At 36.9% G+C, this 21,655-nt stretch carries 15 protein-coding genes; 12 read left to right on the top strand and 3 right to left on the bottom strand.

Features of this window, described 5'->3' with window-relative positions:
• Positions 1-96: 96 nt before the first annotated feature.
• Complete coding sequence (locus tag IGL80_RS10690) at positions 97-987, bottom strand: ring-cleaving dioxygenase (protein ID WP_002355746.1); 891 nt, start codon at positions 985-987, stop codon at positions 97-99.
• A gap of 165 nt (positions 988-1,152) precedes the next feature.
• Here IGL80_RS10690 and queA point away from each other — a divergent pair, with 165 nt between their 5' ends.
• Positions 1,153-2,184, top strand: coding sequence for a tRNA preQ1(34) S-adenosylmethionine ribosyltransferase-isomerase QueA (queA, locus tag IGL80_RS10685; protein WP_002355747.1), 1,032 nt, complete (start codon positions 1,153-1,155; stop codon positions 2,182-2,184).
• Positions 2,185-2,528: 344 nt separating this feature from the next.
• Here queA and IGL80_RS10680 read toward each other — a convergent pair whose 3' ends face one another.
• Positions 2,529-2,834, bottom strand: coding sequence for a helix-turn-helix transcriptional regulator (locus tag IGL80_RS10680; protein WP_002355748.1), 306 nt, complete (start codon positions 2,832-2,834; stop codon positions 2,529-2,531).
• Between the two features lie 822 nt (positions 2,835-3,656).
• On the opposite strand from IGL80_RS10680, the gene IGL80_RS10675 reads away from it, so the two are divergent.
• Positions 3,657-6,302: a calcium-translocating P-type ATPase, PMCA-type gene (locus IGL80_RS10675; protein WP_002358801.1), complete on the top strand. Its 2,646-nt coding sequence runs from the start codon at positions 3,657-3,659 to the stop codon at positions 6,300-6,302.
• 333 nt (positions 6,303-6,635) lie between these two features.
• Positions 6,636-8,642: a KUP/HAK/KT family potassium transporter gene (locus tag IGL80_RS10670; RefSeq protein ID WP_002425715.1), complete on the top strand. Its 2,007-nt coding sequence runs from the start codon at positions 6,636-6,638 to the stop codon at positions 8,640-8,642.
• 69 nt (positions 8,643-8,711) lie between these two features.
• Here IGL80_RS10670 and IGL80_RS10665 read toward each other — a convergent pair whose 3' ends face one another.
• Complete coding sequence (locus IGL80_RS10665; RefSeq protein ID WP_002425714.1) at positions 8,712-9,410, bottom strand: helix-turn-helix domain-containing protein; 699 nt, start codon at positions 9,408-9,410, stop codon at positions 8,712-8,714.
• A 125-nt stretch (positions 9,411-9,535) separates the two neighbouring features.
• Between IGL80_RS10665 and IGL80_RS10660 the strand changes: the two genes are divergently transcribed.
• The 9 genes from IGL80_RS10660 to dnaI all read left to right on the top strand — a co-directional run bounded on the left by IGL80_RS10660 (position 9,536) and on the right by dnaI (position 21,598).
• On the top strand, positions 9,536-11,680 hold the full coding sequence (locus tag IGL80_RS10660) for a heavy metal translocating P-type ATPase (protein ID WP_002358804.1): 2,145 nt from the start codon (positions 9,536-9,538) through the stop codon (positions 11,678-11,680).
• Positions 11,681-11,803: 123 nt separating this feature from the next.
• Positions 11,804-13,228, top strand: a complete 1,425-nt coding sequence (locus tag IGL80_RS10655) for a helix-turn-helix domain-containing protein (RefSeq protein ID WP_002358806.1) — start codon at positions 11,804-11,806, stop codon at positions 13,226-13,228.
• 68 nt (positions 13,229-13,296) lie between these two features.
• Complete coding sequence (locus IGL80_RS10650) at positions 13,297-14,208, top strand: aldo/keto reductase (RefSeq protein WP_002358807.1); 912 nt, start codon at positions 13,297-13,299, stop codon at positions 14,206-14,208.
• A 187-nt stretch (positions 14,209-14,395) separates the two neighbouring features.
• Positions 14,396-17,044 carry a DNA polymerase I gene (gene polA, locus IGL80_RS10645; protein WP_002355755.1) on the top strand — a complete coding sequence of 883 codons (2,649 nt, stop codon included), beginning with the start codon at positions 14,396-14,398 and terminating at the stop codon, positions 17,042-17,044.
• Between the two features lie 99 nt (positions 17,045-17,143).
• Positions 17,144-17,986, top strand: a complete 843-nt coding sequence (gene mutM / locus IGL80_RS10640) for a DNA-formamidopyrimidine glycosylase (RefSeq protein ID WP_002355756.1) — start codon at positions 17,144-17,146, stop codon at positions 17,984-17,986.
• On the top strand, positions 17,983-18,582 hold the full coding sequence (coaE, locus tag IGL80_RS10635) for a dephospho-CoA kinase (protein WP_002358808.1): 600 nt from the start codon (positions 17,983-17,985) through the stop codon (positions 18,580-18,582). The genes mutM and coaE overlap by 4 nt, the downstream gene beginning before the upstream one ends.
• 179 nt (positions 18,583-18,761) lie before the next feature.
• Positions 18,762-19,244 carry a transcriptional regulator NrdR gene (nrdR, locus tag IGL80_RS10630; RefSeq protein ID WP_002381296.1) on the top strand — a complete coding sequence of 161 codons (483 nt, stop codon included), beginning with the start codon at positions 18,762-18,764 and terminating at the stop codon, positions 19,242-19,244.
• Between the two features lie 15 nt (positions 19,245-19,259).
• Positions 19,260-20,669 carry a replication initiation and membrane attachment family protein gene (locus IGL80_RS10625; protein ID WP_002358810.1) on the top strand — a complete coding sequence of 470 codons (1,410 nt, stop codon included), beginning with the start codon at positions 19,260-19,262 and terminating at the stop codon, positions 20,667-20,669.
• Entirely contained in the window at positions 20,669-21,598 is a 930-nt protein-coding gene (gene dnaI, locus IGL80_RS10620) for a primosomal protein DnaI (RefSeq protein WP_002358812.1), read from the top strand. Before IGL80_RS10625 ends, dnaI begins: the two co-directional genes overlap by 1 nt.
• Positions 21,599-21,655: the final 57 nt, after the last annotated feature.

Raw genomic sequence — 21,655 nt, 5'->3', positions numbered from 1 at the left:
TCTCTTGTTCAAACATTCAAACATAGGGGAAGAGAGACGGACGTAATTTTGTCACCGATTATTACGTCCGTCTTCCGTTGTTTTCTAAAGCGTTGGTTACATGTCTTTGTAGAGGTTGGCTTCGATTGCAGTCCGTTTTGGTTCTAAAAAAGGCGGTAAAGCCAACGTTTCCCCTAAATGTTCCAGAGGCTCATCCAATGTAAAACCAGGAGTCAAAGTAGCAAATTCAACCCGATTTCCGCCTGGTTCACGAATGTATAAACTTTTAAAATATCCACGACTTACATACATTTCAATTTCCCAGCCTTGTGCTAAAGCGCGCGTGTGTAGTTCTTGTAATGCTTCATCATCAGCCACAGAAAAAGCAATATGATCCATACTGCCACGCCCCATTCGGCTTGTTTTATCCGACGTTGTTTGATGAACAGAAAAGCTTTCCGTCTCACTTAAAATAATCGTATTGCCAACTGCTTGCCAACCAAGAAATGTTTCAAAAAAGGCCAAGGTTTTTTCAGAATCTGGCACATGAAATTCAGTAGAGGCCAAACCGATAATTTGAACCGCTGCTGGAATGTCGTTAGAAACAACGAGTGTTTCTTTTAATGGATTTTCAGGAACTTCTGTCAGGATAATATGCGTATCATCTGGATCACTGAAATGTAGGCTCTTTTCTTTTTTGTTAAATGGAATTTTGTTTTCTGTTAAACGTTGTTCCCAAAAGGAAAGGCTGTTTTGAGGGATTTTTAAGCCAATCGTGGCTAAATAATTTTTTTCTTCATAGCGGTTGCCTAATAAGGGCACGATAAAAAAAGTTACTAAGCTTCCCGGTGTGCCTTGATAATCGCCATAAAAATAATGAGGCATGCGATTGTTGTCTTGATTTACGGTATTTTTGACAAAGCGTAAGCCTAACAATTTTGTATAGAATGATTGGTTTTCTTGACCATGACGCGCTAATAGTGAAACATGATGAAATTGAGCATGCATTTTGAGTTCCTCCTCTAAATAACTATGTATACTTACTTAAAGTAAGTATAGTGCTTCTGACATTTTTTGACAACTATTTAGTTTGATTCAGAAGGCTGACATAGCCAGAAACAAGAAAAAGTGTTAGAATAACCAAGATAAAAACTAGTAGAAAGAGTGACGGAAATGCTAAGTACAGAAGATTTTGATTTTGATTTACCAGAAGAATTAATTGCTCAAACCCCACTAAAAGATCGCGCTAGTTCACGATTATTAGTTGTAAATAAAGAAACAGGGGACATGGAGGATAAACATTTCCATGATATTCTTGATGAATTACAGCCTGGGGATGCATTAGTCATGAATAATACACGGGTACTGCCGGCCCGTTTATATGGAGAAAAACCTGAAACAGGCGGTCATTTGGAAGTTTTACTTTTAACAAATACAGAAGGCGATACATGGGAAACCTTGATTAAACCCGCGAAACGTGCAAAAGTCGGCACGGAAATTCAATTTGGCGATGGTCGCCTAAAAGCGGTGGTTAAAGAAGAGTTGGAACATGGTGGTCGAATCATTGAATTTAAATATGATGGTATTTTCTTAGAAATTTTAGAATCGTTAGGAGAAATGCCATTGCCGCCATATATCAAAGAACGTCTAGATGACCCAGATCGTTATCAAACGGTTTATGCTGAAGAAAATGGTTCAGCTGCAGCACCAACAGCGGGTTTGCATTTTACAAAAGAACTATTAGAAGAGATCAAAGCAAAAGGTGTTCATCTCGTTTATTTAACTTTACATGTCGGTTTAGGAACATTCCGTCCCGTGAGCGTTGATAATATAGAAGAACATCATATGCATAGCGAATTCTATCGTTTAACTGAAGAAGCGGCTAAGCAATTAAATGAAGTGCGCCAAGCAGGCGGTCGGATTGTTGCCGTTGGAACAACTTCTATTCGTACGTTGGAAACAATTGGCACAAAATTTAATGGTGAAATCCAGGCTGACAGTGGCTGGACCGATATTTTTATCACACCAGGGTATCAATTTAAAGTCGTAGAGGCTTTTTCAACGAACTTCCATTTACCAAAATCTACGTTAGTGATGCTTGTGAGTGCCTTTGCAGGAAAAGACTTAACATTGGCTGCTTACCAACATGCTATTGAGGAAAAATATCGTTTCTTTAGTTTTGGCGATGCAATGTTTATTAAATAAGCGACACTTTGTGAGCAGAATACTTGGGATTGAAACAAAAATATATTATGATAAACACGTGATTTTTGGAATCACAGTAAAGGTGTGCTTTATTTTTTCTTCCCCTGTAAATAATAAAGTTAGAAACCAAAACGCTACTAGAGCAAAAATGCTTAGTAGACAATCTTAGAATAAAAAGAACGACGCAACCACGGTTGCGCCGTTCTTTTTTTATGTAAGAAAAGATTAATTATTGAAACAACAATACGAAGAAGTACTTTCTTCGTATTGCCGGTACTAAGTTGTACCTCGGCAACTCCAAGTACAATCAGAAAAATTGTCTTGTTAAGTACAGCTTATACTGTTTAGGCTTCTTGTTCTACATCGTCATTCAGTGTTTCTTTGAAGGTGAACACATCATCAATGGTTACGCCAAAGACGTTCGCGATGTCATGCGCAAGAAGTAATGAAGGATTGTACTTGTTTCGTTCCAGTTGAATAATTGTTTGTCGAGAGACACCGACTCGATTGGCCAAATCTTGCTGGGTCATACGAGCCATAGCACGATAAACATGAATTGAACTTTCAAACGAAGATTTTTTCTTTTTTCGCATAGCATTCCCTCCTTTAAAAGAAGATAAAATAGAATGTGCACCTTGAATATAACACATATGATTATTTGATACAAATATATTTTATTGCCTAAAAGAAAAAACCGAGCTTAAATTTAAGCTCGGCCTTGTTAACGGGAAGACATCAATTGGTTGAATAAGTGTTTACATTTCGCGATACATGTAAAGCAAAAGGTGAACGTGATGTGGTGAAACTAAAACCTTGTTTTCATACAGTTTCGACGCTTGGATGGTGGATAACTTGCGTTAGGTGATAACAGATAGGGTAAATGCTTTATAGAAACTCCATCCTTCTATAACCTTTCCCTATTTTCCGATACGAGTTATCACTAACAATTACTCTACACGTATTGTTTACAGGTGAATCTTGCAATTCTAACAACTTTGAGTTTACCGATTTTTATCTACTGAGAAAATCTTCAACCAATTGATTTGCATGTCCTCCTTACACTTAAAGAATAGCACTTTTTGGAAGCGTTTGCAAGTTATAGCACTTATTAATAAGATTAAATATAATATTTTTCTGGTTATTTTATAACATGTAAAATAAATAATCATGCGAACCAAATAACATTGTATTTTTTTGTTGTTTTTGTGTTGAATATATAGAAATAAACTATTTTTTATCAGACAAAATGAAAAAAATGTCCATTGCTTTTTGGCTGAATTCGTTTCCTTTTTCATAAAATTCCCATAATCAAATAGAAACATTGCTGTAGCAACAACGAAAATACCAGTTTTTTCTGGACATATGAGAGAACGCTAAGCCAAAGATGAAAAAAGTTGCGTGTTCAAAAAAAATCATGTTATATTTAATAGAGACACTATTATATAGGAAGAAAAAATTAGAGGGGGAATAGGATGGAAGCTTACAAGCAAACTGTCGATACTGTCACAAAAGAAGTTTCAGTCAATACTGAAACTGGTTTAACACAACAAGAGGCCCAACAACGGCTGAAAGAAAATGGCCGCAATCAATTTGAAGAGGCTAAGAAGGATTCTGTGTTAAAGAAATTTATTCACAGTTTATCTGATTTTACAACGATTATTTTATTAGTTGCTGCGGCAATTTCGTTTTATACAGCAATCGTAACAGAACATGGCGAATATTTTGAAGGAATCTTAATTATTGCAATTGTGATTATCAATGCTGTTTTAGCCATTGTTCAAGAAGGAAATGCTGAAAAATCTCTGGCGGCTTTACAAGACATGAACAAGCAAAGTAGTGCAGTCTTACGAGATGGCAAGGTAATCGAAGTCGATGCTGAAGAACTAGTAGTAGGAGATGTTCTAGTTCTTGAAGCTGGTTCAATGATTACAGCCGATGCACGACTTATTCAAGCTTCTCAAATGCGCGTAGAAGAGTCAGCACTAACAGGTGAAAGTGAACCTGTTGAAAAAGATCCTACATACGTGGGGCATGACGATGATGGCTTAGGAGATCAAATAAATATGATTTTCAAAGGCTGTACCGTTGTGAATGGCCGCGGACGAGCAGTAGTAACTGCAACAGGAATGAATACGGAAATGGGTAAAATTGCTGGGTTACTGAATAACAGCGATCAGCAAAAAACACCATTACAAAAACGCTTGAATCAATTAGGCAAACGTATTAGTTTGTTAGCCTTAGGGGCTGCAGCAATTGTTTTCATTATTGGTGAACTGCAAGGAGAACCGCTTCTTGAAATGTTTATGACAGCCGTTTCCTTAGCGGTGGCAGCTGTACCAGAAACACTAACCGTGATTGTAACGTTAACCTTAGCATATGGTGTTCAAAAAATGGCTAAGAAACATGCGATTATTCGTCGATTGCCAGCAGTAGAAACGCTAGGAACTGCGAATGTTATCTGTTCTGATAAGACAGGAACACTGACACAAAATAAAATGCGTGTCCGCCGAGTATGGCATCGTGGTGATGAAGTAACGGATACGGAAGATGCCATGACCGATGAAGCCATGGAAGTATTGAAAATGGCTGCCTTATGTACAGATGTTATTGTGGAAAAAGAAGGCGATGAACTAACTGTTACAGGGAATCCGACAGAAGCGGCAATTGTTCGTGCTGTCGAAGAAAATTATCATACGAAAGAAGAACTTGAAGAAAAATATCCTCGTATTGGTGAAATTCCCTTTGATTCAGAACGAAAAATGATGACTACGGTCCATCAATGGGGGAAAAAGTACATCTCAATTACTAAAGGAGCCTTTGATGTGTTACTACCACGTTTTGGTTTCGGAGATGTCGATCAAGCGGCTATTGTTAATGATCGTTTCGGAAAACGAGCGTTACGAGTTATTGCTGTCGGTTATGCCGTATATGATGAACCACCCAAGGAAATTACATCAGAGGCTTTAGAAAAAAATCTTCGCTTGTTAGGCTTAATTGGCATGATTGATCCACCACGTCCAGAAAGTAAGGGCGCCATTGCTCGTGCGAAAAAAGCTGGAATTAAAACAGTCATGATTACTGGTGATCACGTGGTAACAGCCAGTGCAATTGCTAAAGAATTAGGAATTTTAAAAGATAAAAGTGAAGCCTTATCTGGTTCAGAACTGAAAAAAATGAGTGATGAAGAATTAGATAAACGGGTTAAAGATTTATCCGTTTATGCACGTGTAACCCCTGAAGATAAAATTCGAATTGTTCAATCATGGCAACGTTCTGGCGCTGTTGTAGCAATGACCGGAGATGGCGTGAATGATGCGCCAGCCTTGAAAGCTAGTGATGTCGGTTGCGCAATGGGGATTACTGGAACAGATGTGGCCCAAGGTGCTTCAGATATGATTTTGACGGACGATAACTTTGCAACTATTGTTGATGCAGTGGCGCAAGGACGTGCCGTGTACCGAAATATTCGTAAAGCCATTAACTTCTTATTAAGCTGTAATATTTCTGAGATTTTTATTGTTTTAATTGCCATGTTACTTGGTTGGGGTGCGCCATTTACTGCAGTTCAACTGTTGTTTGTTAACGTGGTCGCGGATGGGTTACCTGGTTTTGCATTAGGAAAAGAACCAGCGGAAAAAGGAATTATGGATGAGGCACCAATCCCTAAAAACGAAGGGATTTTTGCACGAGGCTTATGGCAAAAGATTGGGATTAATGCAGCAGTGTTCACAGTCATTACTTTGTTTGGTTTTTACCTAGGTGCCTTTGTACCAGGTGTTTCAGCCTATGTTTCAAACAGCTATGAAGTTGGACAAACAGTGGCATTTTTAATCTTAGCTTATTCCTCTATCTTACATGTCTTTAATGTTCGTAGTGCGAACTCTGTTTTCCGTGTAAAATTATCAAGCAACAAGTCGCTCTTTGAAATGGTCGTTTTAGCATTACTAATTACCACAACCATTGCTTTATTACCATTCACACAAGAACTATTTGGATTAGTGCATATTAGTTTAAATCATTGGATGTTAGCAATTTTCCTATCCTTTGTGCCAATTTTCGTCAATGAAATGATTAAGTTCCATTTCTCTGAAGTCGAAGAGGAAGAAGAAGTGATTTAAATTTAACAGGAATAAAAGGAGCTACTTTTGTTCAGGGAATTATCTTAATAGTTAGCAAGTGGGGCAGCAGTCGTTTCGACTGCTGCCCCACTTATTTTTGATTTTCCTTTTTTCAAAATAGGTGGGTTTCTTATCTAAGATGAACATTCTCTAATAAAAAGACTTGCTAAACGATTTAAAACGTATTATAGTGAGTAGCATCGTTAGTCAAAAAGCGCTTTTTGACTAATGAAAAAGATATATAAAACGTTATATAATAAAGAGTTTTAAAAGTTTTTATGGAGCTGTTGGTTAAACTAAACGAAGTCATTTCTTTTGTAGGAGGAAAGTATTGTGTTACACAAAGCAGAGGGGTTTGATCGTCGGAAATTTACGATGGCAGGGATCTTAGTTGCCATGGGCGTTGTCTATGGAGATATTGGAACGAGCCCTTTATATGTAATGAAAGCCATTGTAGGAGATAATGGTGGCTTGGCACGGGTCTCTGAATCGTTTATTTTAGGTTCGGTCTCATTAATTTTTTGGACATTGACTATCTTAACCACGATTAAATATGTAGTTATTGCTTTAAATGCTGATAACCATGGAGAAGGTGGGATTTTCTCTCTTTATACATTGGTTCGTAAAAAAAGTAAGTATTTGATTATTCCCGCAATGATTGGCGGTGCCGCTTTACTGGCTGATGGCGTTTTGACCCCAGCTGTGACAGTGACGACAGCGATCGAAGGCTTACGGGGGATTCCAGCATTTTTTGAACGTTTTGGCAATGACCAAACGATTATAGTGGTTATTACGTTGACGATTATTTTAATTCTTTTTTCTGTTCAACGATTTGGAACAGAATTGGTCGGGAAAGCTTTTGGGCCGATTATGTTCTTGTGGTTTACTTTTTTAGGCATCATTGGTTTAATGAATTTTAGCCAAGATTGGACGGTTATTCGTGCATTAAATCCATATTATGCTTTGCAATTACTAGTCAGTCCAGAAAATAAATTAGGTCTATTTATTTTAGGGAATATTTTCTTGGCTACAACTGGTGCTGAAGCTTTATATTCTGATTTAGGGCATGTAGGAAAAATGAATATCCGCATTAGCTGGCCGTATATTAAGATTTGTTTGATTCTTAATTATTTAGGGCAAGCTGCGTGGTTGTTAACGGTCAAAGAAAACCCTGAAATGCAGGCATTAGCTGAAATTAACCCATTTTTCCAAATGATTCCACGAGGTATTCTCATATTTGGCGTTGTTTTTGCAACAATCGCCGCAGTGATTGCTTCGCAAGCGTTAATATCAGGTTCGTATACTTTAGTTTCTGAAGCGATTAAATTGAAGTTATTACCAAGACTTAAAATTATTTATCCTGGGAGCAATATCGGTCAAATGTATATTCCAGCGGTAAATTTAATTTTGTGGTTAGCTTGTTCAGCAATCGTGCTGGCTTTTAGAACATCGACACACATGGAAGCTGCGTATGGTCTATCGATTACGATTACGATGTTAATGACAACCATTTTATTGTTGTTTTATCTTTTGGATAAAATTCCAGCTTGGTCTGCGTATCTAATTTCCTTGTTCTTTGCTGCCATTGAAGTTGTCTTTTTCTTTTCAAGTGCTGCGAAGTTTTTCCATGGTGGATATGTTGCTGTGGGAATGGCAGTCTTCTTGTTATGCATCATGATTATTTGGGAACGCGGTAACGAGATTAAGGAAGCTACGGCGGAACAAGTGTCGTTGGAAAAATATGTACCACAACTTAAAGCTTTGAAAGAAGATACATCTGTACCAATGTATCAAACCAACGTGGTCTTTTTAACCTCCGATCGAGTGGACGGCGAAATTAATCGTAATATTATTTATTCGATTTTGGACAAACAGCCAAAACGAGCGAATGTTTATTGGTTTGTTAATGTTCAGGTAACAGATGAACCCTTTACTCAAGAGTATTCTGTTGATATGTTAGGGACTGATTTTATTGTGCAAGTTCAGCTATATTTAGGCTTCCATATTTCTCAAGAAGTGAATGTATATTTAAGACAAATTGTTCATGACTTGATGAAAACAGGCCGCTTGCCAAAACAGCCGCAACGTTATTCATTAACGCCAGGGAGAGAAGTTGGCGATTTCCAATTTGTATTAATTCAAGAAGAATTATCTAACGTTTCTGAACTGAAAAAATGGGATCGACAAATTATGCAGGCAAAATTAGCTATCAAAAACTTAACTACCTCTCCTGAAAGTTGGTTTGGCTTGGAATACAGTGAAGTCAAATATGAATCCGTTCCTTTAATCATTGGTCCACAACGGAAAACGCACTTAGTCGAACGAAAGAATCGTTCATAAATAGAAGAAATTTAACTAAAAGATTGAGCCTAAGTCCTTGAGATACATGGCTCAATCTTTTTTGTAGAATCAGAGTAAATACTGTAATTCCACAAAGAATTCATTTAAAAGCGTTTGGTCTTTAAAGGAATTCATCCGCTTAAAGATGGCCAGTAAGACTTCTTTTTGTGGCTTAGTTAATTGATCTACTTTTAACAAAGGAAGAAAAGCGATAATCAGAGAATAATCCAATTCTGGATTTTGAGAATGTGTAAATAATTCATGGAGTTCTGACAAAATAAACGGATGATAATAAGATTGGTCAGACTGTTCTTCTGCAGTTGTTGGTTCATAAATAGAAATACTCTCTTGGGAATGAGAGGGGGCTTCTACTGTTAAAGGAAAAGCATAAAAGGACTGCTGTAACTTTTGCGCTTGAATCATAATTTTTAAGGAATCGTGATAGGATAGCTGTTCTTCAGATAAACGTCCCATCAACTGAGTAAAAAAAGGTGGTTTTAGCAGTTGTTTATTTTGAAAATTTTCTTTTAATAGCTGGCGCACAAATCGATCAAAATCACCATAAAGTAGCCAATCTACTGTTGTATCGCAGGCTTTAGCGATTTTTTTTAAGTATCGTTTATTGGGTAAATTCAAACCTAGTTCCCAGTTACTAATTGTACTTCCACTAGATAAACCAATTTTATTGGCTAAATAACGTAAAGTGTACTTCTTCTTTTTTCGAGCTTCACGCATGCGCGCCCCGACTTGCTTTGTAGTAATTTTCATTGAAACACTCCTTTTGTAATAAATATGAGGATAAGGTGTTCTTAAAATATACATACGCAAAATTCGGCTCTTTTTTTTTCTAAACTAAAAAAAGTAATTATTTCTAACAATTTTCATCTTGTGCTATGCTTAAGATGAAAATACTTAAGAAGAGAAGGGATCATATGTCAGCAAAACATAATCATGAACAACACCAGGAAAAACAGCCAACAATGTCCCACGATAAAATGAATCACATGAATCATGACATGGCGCATGAACAAATGGCTATGTCACACCAACATGAAGGAATGAAGGGAATGAATCATTCAATGCATATGGGGAATTTTAAACAAAAATTCTGGCTGTCATTGATTTTAGCTATTCCGATTATTGTTCTTTCACCAATGATGGGTTTTCAATTACCTTTTCAATTTACTTTTCCAGGTTCTGATTGGTTGGTCTTAATTTTAGCAACTGTGCTATTTTTTTATGGTGGACAACCATTTTTAAGTGGCGCTAGAATGGAATTACAGCAAAAGAGTCCAGCAATGATGACGTTAATTGCGATGGGGATTTCGGTATCATATTTTTACAGCTTATATGCGTTTTACATGAATCATTTTACGAATCAGGCCCACGTGATGGACTTTTTCTGGGAATTAGCCACTCTGATTGTTATTATGCTTTTAGGCCATTGGATTGAAATGAATGCTATTTCTAATGCTGGTGATGCCTTGAAAAAAATGGCTGAACTGTTGCCTGACACAGTCAAGCGAATGACTGAACATGGGGAAGAAGAAATTCCTTTGCAAGATGTCCAAGAAGGCGATCGCTTGATTGTCCGTTCGGGAGATAAAATTCCGACAGATGGTAAAATTTTGAAAGGAAGCACAACAGTCGACGAATCGATGGTTACAGGGGAATCAAAAACAGTAGAAAAAAACATTGGTGACTCCGTGATTGGTGGAGCTGTCAATGGCAACGGAATGATTGAAATTTCGGTAACTGGCACGGGTGAAAATAGTTACCTCTCAAAAGTTATGGAGATGGTTAAACAAGCGCAATCGGAAAAATCAAAACTAGAATCCATTTCAGACCGTGTAGCCAAGTGGTTATTCTATATTGCCTTATTCGTAGGTGTGTTAGCATTTATCGGTTGGTTACTCGTAACGAAAGATTTGTCTCTAGCATTTGAACGAATGGTTACAGTTTTTATTATTGCCTGTCCCCATGCGTTAGGCTTAGCAATTCCTTTAGTGATTGCTAGAAGTACCTCCATTGCTGCTAAAAATGGCTTACTTTTAAAAAATCGGAATGCATTAGAACAAGCCAATAAGGTTGAATATGTGTTGCTGGATAAAACTGGAACTTTAACAGAAGGACAATTTACAGTTACTGGCTTAGAATTAATGAGTAAGCAGTTTACTAGAGAAGAAGCACTTAAATATATTGGGGCATTGGAAAAAAATGCAAATCATCCGTTGGCAATTGGGATCATGAACTATTTAAATAAACAAGCCGTTCAACCTTATGAAGCCCATAATCTGCAAGCTTTATCAGGCGTAGGACTGGTTGCTACTGTTCAAAACCAAGAAGTCAAAATAGTCAATGAAAAAGAAGTTGCACGGTTACAGTTAACCTTCGATGAAACAATTAAAACAAACTATCAAGAGCAAGGAAATACCTTGAGCTATTTAATCATCGCTGGTCAATTAGTCGCACTGCTTGCTTTAGGAGATAAAGTCAAACCAGAAGCTAAAACATTTATTGCAGAGTTACAAGCGCAAGGAATTACGCCAGTCATGTTAACAGGGGATAATCAAACAGCCGCCAGTGCAGTTGCTAATTATTTAGGAATGAAGGAATACTACGCAGAGCTCTTACCAGAAGATAAAGAAAAAATTGTGCAACAATATCTTACTGAGGGACATCAGGTCATGATGGTAGGAGACGGTATTAACGATGCACCAAGTTTAGCCCGTGCTTCAATCGGCATTGCGATAGGCGCTGGTACAGATGTAGCGATTGATTCGGCAGATGTTGTACTGACGGATAGTGATCCTAAAGATATTTTAAGGTTCTTAGATTTAGCCAAACAAACACGACGTAAAATGATCCAAAATCTTTGGTGGGGAGCTGGGTACAATATTGTCGCCATTCCTTTAGCGGCTGGGGTTCTTGCACCAATTGGGATTGTTTTAAATCCAGCTGTAGGTGCTGTCTTGATGTCATTAAGTACAATTATTGTAGCAGCAAATGCTATGACACTGCATATTTCAAAAAAATAATTCGATATAATTGTAGAGAGCGGAAAGTAATCAATACTTTTTGTTCTCTATTTTTTTCTTCTTAAAAAAATTTTTGCCTTATTTGACGTATTCTTATAACAAGGGAGTGAAAGGGGACGATATATGGATTTCAAGGAATTATTGTCTTTTGAACATAAAAATATGTTGGAATTGTTGGATTTACTGCAACAAGAGCAGACATTTTCTGTTTTGATGGCTGCAGAAAAACTAAAGGTGAGCGACAAAACCATCCATTGTTACATTCAACGTTTTGAAAAAAAGCAGGAAACGTTTAAGATAGAAGGGCTTTGTAAGATTTATACAACGACCAAAGGAATTGTAAAATATCGTGAATTATGCGTTTGTGGCTTGGCTCGGTTTAGACAAAAATTTTGTTATTTTATTCCCGAATTTTATATTTTACGTTGTCTAATTGAAGAGCGAATCAATTATGCACAATTGACCCAGGTATTGGGATTACAGGAATCAACTCTTCGGAAGAAACTTTCTAATATTCGACGTTGGCTAGTTAATTTTGATATTATTGTACGTCAAAAACATTACGATTTAACTGGCAATGAATGGCAAATTCGACAGTTAATCCTTTGTTTTTATTTGTTTTTTCAAGAAAGCTGTCTAGAAGAAAACAGAGAAATGACTCGGAAAATCATTACCTTTTTTGAGTTGGATTTAAATGTAGCACAACAGAATCATCTTAGTTGGCTAATTTATATTTGGGAGAAACGATATAGAGGCGGGCATGAAATTTCAGTGCCAAATGCTAATTTATTTCAACAAACAAGTGCTTTTTTTTATTTATTTCGTGTGGAAGTGTTGAGCACTTCTTTTATGTCTCTTAAAGAACAAAAAGCGTTATTTGTGATTCTTGAAGCACATTTTGGTGGTTGTTTTGGCAAGAGAGCGCGAAAGTATTTTATTCATGAGCAAATGAAAATAGAAAGTTTATGCTTAAAAACAGCTATTTTTATTATGAAAGAAATTAGGAGAAATTTTACACAACATCATTTTAATTATCAAGAAATTCATTTATGTCGATTTTTAAGTACGCATATGAATAGTTTATTAGACGGACAAGCATGGTTGCCAGCTCATAAACAGGAACAAACACTCGCTGTACGTTATCATCAAACTTGGCACAGATTACAGAAACTAATTAGGCTTTTAAAACGCCTATACCCAGCCTTTACTTCAGTAAAAGAACGGGAATTGACGAGTTGCTATTTTTATCACATCCTAGATTTATTTAACCCGATTTTATATGAAAAAAAATATATTATTTGCCTATTGACGGACTTTCCTCCAGAAAAGGAACAAGCGTTGGGGCAATCTATAAAAAGCTATTTCAGTGAAAAAAAGAATATTACAATTATTCATGGAAAACCAGCGTATCAACTTCACCAAGCACACCTCTTAATTGTCAATCATTTGTTTCAGATGAACGTAGCGCTTTCTTCTGAGACAGTTGTTTATTTGCCAGAGGAATTATCTCCTGCTTTTTTTGAAAAAGTCGAAGCGAATCTATCGTAAGAAGTCCAATTTTGTCTAAATAGTGTTAAAATGAAGAAGTAAGAGGAATGGATGAGGAGGATATTAAAATGAAACAACTGCAATTTGGTACAAGTGACGAAACAGTTTCTTCGGTTATCTTAGGATGTATGCGCTTAAATGGTGCTGAAAATCCTCAACAGGTAATTGAAACTGCTTATGATCATGGCATTACATTTTTTGATCACGCCGACATTTATGGTGGCGGCGACTGCGAAACCATTTTTGGTAAGGCCTTAAAAGAAAGTACCATTCGTCGTGAAGATATTTTTATACAAACGAAATGTGGGATTCGTCAGGGCTTTTTTGACTTTTCAAAAGCACATATTTTAGAAGCGGTCGAAGGGAGTTTACAGCGTTTAGGTGTAGATTCAGTCGATGCATTATTGTTGCATCGTCCAGATACTTTAGTGGAACCAGAAGAAGTAGCTGAAGCTTTTCATTTATTAGAAAAACAAGGGAAAGTTCGCTATTTTGGTGTAAGTAACCAAACGCCAGGACAAATTGAACTTTTAAAAACAGCTGTTAAACAACCGTTATTAGCCAATCAATTACAATTTGGCATCAAGCATACTGGCATGGTGGATCAAGGCTTACAAACAAATATGGAAATATCAGGAAGCATTGATTATGATCATGGTATTTTAGATTATTCACGGTTGAAACAAATGACTATTCAAGCATGGTCACCGTACCAATATGGTTATTTTGAAGGTGTCTTTATTGGAAATGAAAAATTCCCTGAGTTAAATCAAAAATTAAGCGAATTGGCTGAAAAATATCAAACAACGCCAACTGGTTTAGCCAGCAGCTGGATTCTGCGCCACCCTGCTAATATGCAAGTCATCGCAGGAAGTATGAATCTTGGTAGAATTGAAGAAATTGCTAAAGCAGCAGACAGTGTGATTAGTCGCGAAGATTGGTACGATATTTATCGTGCAGCGGGAAATGTTTTGCCGTAAAAAGATTCTCATACTTGTGAAGATTCAGCGTGTATTGCTGATTGATTTTGGTATTTGATATAGTTGTCACTAAGGAACTATGTCAAATACCTTTTTCTTTCATTCTGCAATCGCCGTCTACTGCAAATTCTGTAGTTTTTTGTTAAAATAGAAAGGAAACTAGTTTGCTAAAGATGAGGGGAAAAAAATGACCAAAAAAAAATTATTACTCGTTGATGGAAACAGTGTAGCCTTTCGTGCATTTTTTGCGCTACATAACTCATTAGAACGATTCAAAAATAAGAACGGCTTGCATACAAATGCTATTTATGCGTTTAACAATATGTTTGAAAATGTAATGCAAAAAGAAATGCCTACTCATGTTTTAGTCGCTTTTGATGCAGGGAAAACCACATTCAGAACAGAATTTTATTCAGAATATAAAGCCGGACGTTCAAAAACACCGGGGGAATTTAAAGAACAAATGCCGTATATTCGTGAACTTTTAGAAGGTTTAGGCGTAAAATATTATGAACTACCTAACTATGAAGCAGATGATATTATTGGTACATTAGCCAACAAAGTTGATAAAGATGAATTTGATGTTGTCGTGTTATCAGGGGACCGAGATTTGACACAATTAGCGACGGACACTGTCAAAGTAGATATCACTGTTAAAGGAGTTAGCGATATTGAATCATATACGCCTGAGCATATTGCTGAAAAATATGATGGGTTAACGCCTAAGCAAATTATTGATATGAAAGGGTTGGCTGGCGACACGTCGGATAACATTCCAGGTGTAACGAAAATCGGTGAGAAAACCGCGATTAAGCTGTTAAAACAATATGGCTCAGTTGAAGGGGTTTATGAGAATATCGATGAAATGAAAAAAAGCAAAATGAAAGAAAACTTGATTAATGATAAAGAGCAAGCCTTTCTTTCTAAACGTTTAGCGACAATTGAAGTCAATGCACCAGTCGAAGTCAATGTGGAAGACTTGGCATATGAAGGGAAAAACTTAGAAAAATTGGTTCCTTTTTATAAAGAAATGGACTTTAAACAATTTTTAGCTAAGTTGGACATTACAGAAGAACCTGTTGAAATGGAAGATATTTTATTTGAAGTAGTCGAAGATCAGTTAACCAATGAAATGTTTACAGACGATATGGCTCTTTATGTTGAGATGATGGAAGATAACTATCATACGTCACCGATTGTCGGCCTTGCTTGGGGCAACAACAAGAAGATTTATACCACGAATAATTTAGCTGTTTTTGAAAGTCAGCCATTTATTGACTGGTTGATGGATGAGACACGTAAAAAAAATGTCTACGATGCAAAACGGACGTACGTTGCACTAAATCGCTATGTAGGAAAAATGACAGGGATTGCCTTTGATGTTTTATTGGCTGCTTATTTACTTGATACCAATGACAATAACGCTGATATTGAAGGTGTAGCACAACATTACGGATATGATGCGATTCAATCTGATGAAGCCATTTATGGAAAAGGGGCCAAAAAAGGCTTGCCAGAGGACGAAGAAGTTTTCTTTGGTCATTTAGCACGTAAGATTAAAGCAATTCAATTTTTAACAAGCAAATTAGATAGCGAATTAACAGAAAAAAATCAAGCTGATTTATTCTATAAAATGGAATTACCACTTTCTCGTATTTTAGGCGATATGGAAATAACTGGTATCCGTGTTGATGCCACACGCTTAAAAGAAATGCAAGTAGAATTTTCAGAACGCTTGAAAGAAATCGAAGAAAAAATCTATGCAGAAGCTGGCGAAGAATTTAATTTGAATTCACCTAAACAATTAGGCGTTATTTTATTTGAAAAAATGGGCTTACCTGTGATCAAAAAGACGAAAACTGGCTATTCAACAGCGGTAGATGTTTTAGAACAACTAAAAGAACAAGCACCAATTGTGGCAGATATTTTAACTTATCGTCAAATTGCCAAAATTCAATCGACCTATGTTGAAGGACTCTTAAAAGTAATTCAGCCAGATAATAAAATTCATACTCGGTATGTACAAACACTGACCCAAACAGGACGATTAAGCTCAGTAGATCCCAATTTACAAAACATTCCTATCCGTTTAGAAGAAGGCCGAAAAATTAGAGAAGCGTTCGTACCAAGAGAGGATAATTGGTTGATTTTCTCTTCTGATTACTCTCAAATTGAGTTACGTGTGCTCGCACATATTTCTAATGATGAGCATTTAAAAGAAGCGTTTGTGGAAGGACAAGATATCCATGCCAGCACTGCAATGCGAGTTTTCGGTGTTGAAAAAGCAGAAGATGTCACACCTAACATGCGTCGTCAAGCTAAAGCGGTGAATTTTGGAATTGTCTATGGTATCAGTGATTATGGCTTGTCCCAAAACTTAGGCATTACTAGAAAGCAAGCGCAACAATATATTGACACCTATTTTGAAAAATATCCAGGCGTGAAACAGTACATGGAAGAGATTGTCCGCGATGCCAAAGACAAAGGCTATGTGGAAACATTGTATCATCGCCGTCGTTATTTAAGTGATATTAATTCAAGAAACTTTAATCTACGTTCGTTCGCTGAACGTACAGCGATTAATACACCGATTCAGGGAAGTGCCGCAGATATTTTAAAAATTGCGATGATTGAAATGGCGCGTCGTTTAAAAGAAGAAAAATTACAAGCAACAATGTTATTACAAGTGCACGATGAATTAGTTTTTGAAGTACCAGAATCAGAATTAGAACAATTAAATCAACTCGTCAAAGAAGTGATGGAGCACGCAGTTTCCTTACATGTGCCACTTATCACCGATAGCAGTTGGGGAAAAACGTGGTATGAAGCAAAATAATAGCTTACCCATTAAGAACGATGAATAAAATAAGGATAAGTAGGATCTGGACGTTGATATCTAAGCGTTCAGACCTCTTTATATAAAGGAGCAAAAATAATGCCAGAATTACCAGAAGTAGAAACAGTGCGAAAAGGACTTGAAAAACTTGTTGTAGGAAAAACCATTCAAGAAGTCATTGTTTTTTGGCCAAGAATTATTGAATCACCAGAAGTTGATGTATTTCAAGGTCAATTAGCTGGTCAAACGATTGAAGGGATTGAGCGAAGAGGAAAATTTCTGATTTTTAAATTGTCTGATAATGATATGATTTCTCACTTACGGATGGAAGGAAAATATGAGTTTCATCAGGCTGATGATGAAATTGCCAAACATACCCATGTAATGTTTACTTTTACAGATGGCACGCAATTACGTTATTTAGATGTACGGAAATTTGGGCGTATGACATTGGTTCCTAAGAATCAAGGTCATCAATATAAAGGAATTTTAGCTTTGGGGCCAGAGCCAACACCAGACGTTTTCCAATTAGCTACTTTTCAACAAGGCTTGAAAAAGCATCATAAAGCAATTAAGCCATTGCTGTTAGATCAAAAGCTAGTGACGGGCTTGGGGAATATTTATGTAGATGAAGCACTTTGGCAAGCGCAAATCCATCCAGAGCAACCAGCAGATTCCTTAAAACCTGCGGAAGTTGCTACGTTGTATCAAGCAATCATTGACGTCTTGGCACGCGCTGTTGAAGCAGGTGGAACCACCATCCGCACCTATCTAAACGCGTTAGGAGAAGCAGGGACTTTTCAAGTAGCGTTGAATGTCTATGGGCAAACAGGCTTACCTTGCAATCGTTGTGGTACGCCAATTGTTAAAACAAAAGTGGCACAACGTGGTACGCATTATTGTCCACAATGCCAACAATTGAAAGGTCGTCGATTGAAATGACAAAAGTTTTAGGCATTACAGGAGGGATTGCGACAGGTAAAAGTACGGTTGTTGCTCTTTTTAAAAAAGCAGGTTATCCAATTGTTGACGGCGACATTATCGCCCGCGAAATTGTTGCAAAAGGGCAACCAGCCTTAGCCGCAATCGTTGAAACTTTCGGACCAGAAATAGTATTAACAACTGGTGAATTGGATCGGAAAAAATTAGGACAATTAATTTTCGCTAGTCCTCAAAAAAGAGAGCTGTTAAATGAAACGCTGAAACCTTTTTTAAGAAAAGAAATTTTACGTCAAATTGAAGAAGCTAAAAAGAAAGCCTCCCTGGTTATTGTTGATATTCCTCTGCTTTATGAAGCTCATTATGAGGCGATTATGGATCAAGTTGCTGTGGTATATGTACCAGAAAAGATTCAAAAAGAGCGTCTGATGGCCCGAAACCAATTAACAGAAGAAGAAGCGCAACAACGAATTGCTAGCCAATGGCCGATTGAAATGAAAAAAGAACGAGCAGATATCGTGTTTGATAACCAAGGAACTAGAGAAGAAACGGAACAACAAGTGAAGAAGTGGCTAGAGGAACAAACTGGAAAGAAGTGAATATTTTTTAAATGGCGTAAAATGTTTTGAAAATTTCAGAAAAAACAGTGAAAGTCTTTGTTTTTATTAAAGAATGGCAAAGATTCAACTAAGAACCAGTTCTAAAGACCTAGTAATAGCGCAATTTCATGTTATAATATAGGCAACAAAAATTATACAGAATAGAAGAGGTGAACATTATGCGTTGTCCAAGATGTCATCATAATAATTCCCGTGTTATTGATAGCCGTCAAGCAGATGATGGACGTGCAATTCGCCGTCGTCGTGAATGTGAAAATTGCAGTTATCGGTTCACTACATTTGAAAGAATTGAAGCGGCGCCATTACTTGTAATCAAGAAAAATGGGGATCGTGAAGAATTTAATCGTGATAAAATTTTGCGTGGGCTCATTCGCTCTGCGGAAAAAAGACCCGTTGCTATGGAACAAATGGTTCAAATTGTCGATAATGTTGAAAATCGAGTGCGTAGTTTAGGGGAAAATGAAGTCTCTACAACGCTTATCGGTGAATATGTGATGGAAGATTTAGTCAATCTAGATGAAATTGCCTACATCCGCTTTGCGAGTGTTTATCGACAATTCAAAGATATGAGCGTGTTTTTGAAAGAGTTACAGGACATTGTCGACAAAGCAAAATCTTCTTCTCCTGACTCAGAAAATTAAAAAGGAGGTCTTTCTTTGAAAGGAAATCGGCAAAGAATCCAACCAAAAAATATTTTTCAAGCGGTTATTGATTCACCGCTTTCTGATCAAGAGAAAGAGGTTTTAACCTTTTTATATCAACCAATTGTCGGCGCCAATGCGTTTAGTTTATATTGGCTTTTGTTATCTGAAACAACAGACTCAGAGGAGAATGGCTCGCTGTTTCATGCAGATTTAATTAGTTTGCTGGACTTGAGTTGTCAACAATTAGAAGAAGCTTGCTACAAATTAGAAGGCATTGGGTTGCTAGAAACGTATAAAAAAACAGATCGGGAATTAGGAGATTGTTATTTATATTATTTAAAAGCACCTGAAACAGCCGCTCGTTTTTTTAAAGATGAAGTGTTAGCTTTAGTGTTATTTAACCGGGTTGGACAACGGAAATTTGATCAATTAGTGCAAAAGTTCCAACCGCATCCTACTAAAACAGAGGGCTATCAAAATGTTTCCGCTAGCTTTCAAGAGGTTTATGCCTTTAAAGAAGAACAAATTGTTTCCGAAGCGAACCGATTGACAACGATTCAAGAAACTTTTTCTCAAAAAGAAAAATCGAAGAAAATTTCTGTATCAACGGATTCTTTTGATTGGCACTATTTTGTGGAAGGTTTGCACCGTTTAGGTTTACAACTGCCTGAAGATGAGGCTAGTTTTCAAGAAGAAGTCTATGTTTTTCATCAATTATATGGCATCAATGAGTTAGATATGGTAGACTTTGCTTCGAAATCATTTGACTATTATACAAGTCGAATTTTGCCTAAGGAATTAGTGCGAACGATTCATCAAGCGTTTGATCCTGATAAAAAACCACAACCAACAAACGTAGTGACAAACAAGCAAGCACAATTGACGGTGGAAGAGCAACAAACGTATCGATATAACACATTAAAAATGAATGGTTTTTCTGAACTGGATATTCAAATGATTATGGATAGTGAAAAGAATCCGCCTATTCAATATTTAGAAGCTTTAAAAAATAGTCGAGGCGGCTATACGACACCACAAGAACGTTCATTAGTGAAATATTTGGTTGCCAAATCAGGCTTACCGACTAGTGTGATTAATATTTTGATTAACTATGTTTACAACATTCAACAACAACCGACTTTAAAAGCGGAGTATGTGAATCGAATTGCGAATGAATGGGGACAAAGTGGCATTCATTCACCAGAAAAAGCAATTGAACATGTCAGAGAATTGGCAAAACAAAGCCAAACCAAACAAAAACAGCGACAACAAAATTATTCAGGGAAACGCCAAACTGTTCGACAAGAGCGATTGCCAGAATGGGCAGATCAGCCAAACGATGAAACAAAACTTTCCCCAGAAGAACAAGCCGAGTTAGATCGACAAATTCAAGAATTTTTAAACCAAGGAGGTGACCAATGATGGAAGACGTAGGAAAAGAAATGTCAAAAATTATCCAGAAGCGTGACATCAATGAACGATATGAAGAGCTGGTTAACGAAGTATTGAAAGATCAAGATGTTCAAGCCTTTATACAAGCAAACCGAGAGCGTTTAAGCGATGAAGATATTCGTAAAAGTTATGCTAAGCTGTATGAATTTGTTCAAGAAAAAAAGAAATTTCAATTAAACGATCCAGCAATGATTGCTCCAGGCTATGAGCCAAGATTAATGTTGAATTTTCATTACATTGATGTAACGTATGTCCCAACGGCTGATTTAATCGCCCGTCAGAAGGAAGAAGAAATTCGTAATCGAGTAAGGGCAATGGACATGCCAAAAGATGTCCGAGAAGCAAATTTACGAGATTTCGATCCATCTTCTCAAGGTCGAGCCAAAGCGTTAGCAGAAGCAATGCAATTTTTAAGAGAATATCCTGCGACACCAAAAGAATTTCATAAAGGGATCTATTTACAAGGTCCCTTCGGTGTAGGAAAATCTTTCTTATTAGGTGCGATGGCTAATGCTTTAGCAGAACGTGGATTTACTACGACAATTGTTCATTTTCCAACATTTACAGTAGAAATGAAGCAAGCCATTGGTCGCGATCAAGTTGGTGAAAAGCTCGATGCAGTAAAAAAATCCCCTATATTAATGATTGATGACATTGGTGCGGAATCCATGACTAGTTGGATTCGTGACGACGTTTTAAGCGTAATCTTGCAATACCGAATGCAAGAACAATTAGTTACTTTTTTCTCTTCCAATCTAGATTTAAAAGCTTTAGAAGAGCATTTAACCGTGACGCAACGAGGAGAACAAGAGCCGCTAAAAGCCAGACGAATTATGGAACGTGTGCGTTATCTGTCAAAAGAGATTACGATGACAGGAAATGATCGACGAAACGGTTAAAGCAATCCTTTTATTTTTATGGATTGCTTTTTTTCTTGCGTTTGAAGAGGTAGCGTA

It is taken from the genome of Enterococcus sp. DIV2467a, from assembly GCF_050532945.1.
In the GTDB taxonomy this organism is placed as follows: domain Bacteria; phylum Bacillota; class Bacilli; order Lactobacillales; family Enterococcaceae; genus Enterococcus; species Enterococcus faecalis.
The sequence above is the reverse complement of the archived record's forward strand: the minus strand, read 5'-3'. Positions and strand labels throughout refer to the sequence as shown.

What these genes read in the sequence shown, in the direction of transcription:
- IGL80_RS10690 (WP_002355746.1), bottom strand. Translation starts at nt 987, where the DNA reads ATGCATGCTCAATTTCATCATGTTTCACTATTAGCGCGTCATGGTCAA.
- queA (WP_002355747.1), top strand. Translation starts at nt 1,153, where the DNA reads ATGCTAAGTACAGAAGATTTTGATTTTGATTTACCAGAAGAATTAATT.
- IGL80_RS10680 (WP_002355748.1), bottom strand. Translation starts at nt 2,834, where the DNA reads ATGTGTTATATTCAAGGTGCACATTCTATTTTATCTTCTTTTAAAGGA.
- IGL80_RS10675 (WP_002358801.1), top strand. Translation starts at nt 3,657, where the DNA reads ATGGAAGCTTACAAGCAAACTGTCGATACTGTCACAAAAGAAGTTTCA.
- IGL80_RS10665 (WP_002425714.1), bottom strand. Translation starts at nt 9,410, where the DNA reads ATGAAAATTACTACAAAGCAAGTCGGGGCGCGCATGCGTGAAGCTCGA.
- IGL80_RS10660 (WP_002358804.1), top strand. Translation starts at nt 9,536, where the DNA reads ATGCTTAAGATGAAAATACTTAAGAAGAGAAGGGATCATATGTCAGCA.
- IGL80_RS10655 (WP_002358806.1), top strand. Translation starts at nt 11,804, where the DNA reads ATGGATTTCAAGGAATTATTGTCTTTTGAACATAAAAATATGTTGGAA.
- IGL80_RS10650 (WP_002358807.1), top strand. Translation starts at nt 13,297, where the DNA reads ATGAAACAACTGCAATTTGGTACAAGTGACGAAACAGTTTCTTCGGTT.
- polA (WP_002355755.1), top strand. Translation starts at nt 14,396, where the DNA reads ATGACCAAAAAAAAATTATTACTCGTTGATGGAAACAGTGTAGCCTTT.
- mutM (WP_002355756.1), top strand. Translation starts at nt 17,144, where the DNA reads ATGCCAGAATTACCAGAAGTAGAAACAGTGCGAAAAGGACTTGAAAAA.
- coaE (WP_002358808.1), top strand. Translation starts at nt 17,983, where the DNA reads ATGACAAAAGTTTTAGGCATTACAGGAGGGATTGCGACAGGTAAAAGT.
- nrdR (WP_002381296.1), top strand. Translation starts at nt 18,762, where the DNA reads ATGCGTTGTCCAAGATGTCATCATAATAATTCCCGTGTTATTGATAGC.
- dnaI (WP_002358812.1), top strand. Translation starts at nt 20,669, where the DNA reads ATGGAAGACGTAGGAAAAGAAATGTCAAAAATTATCCAGAAGCGTGAC.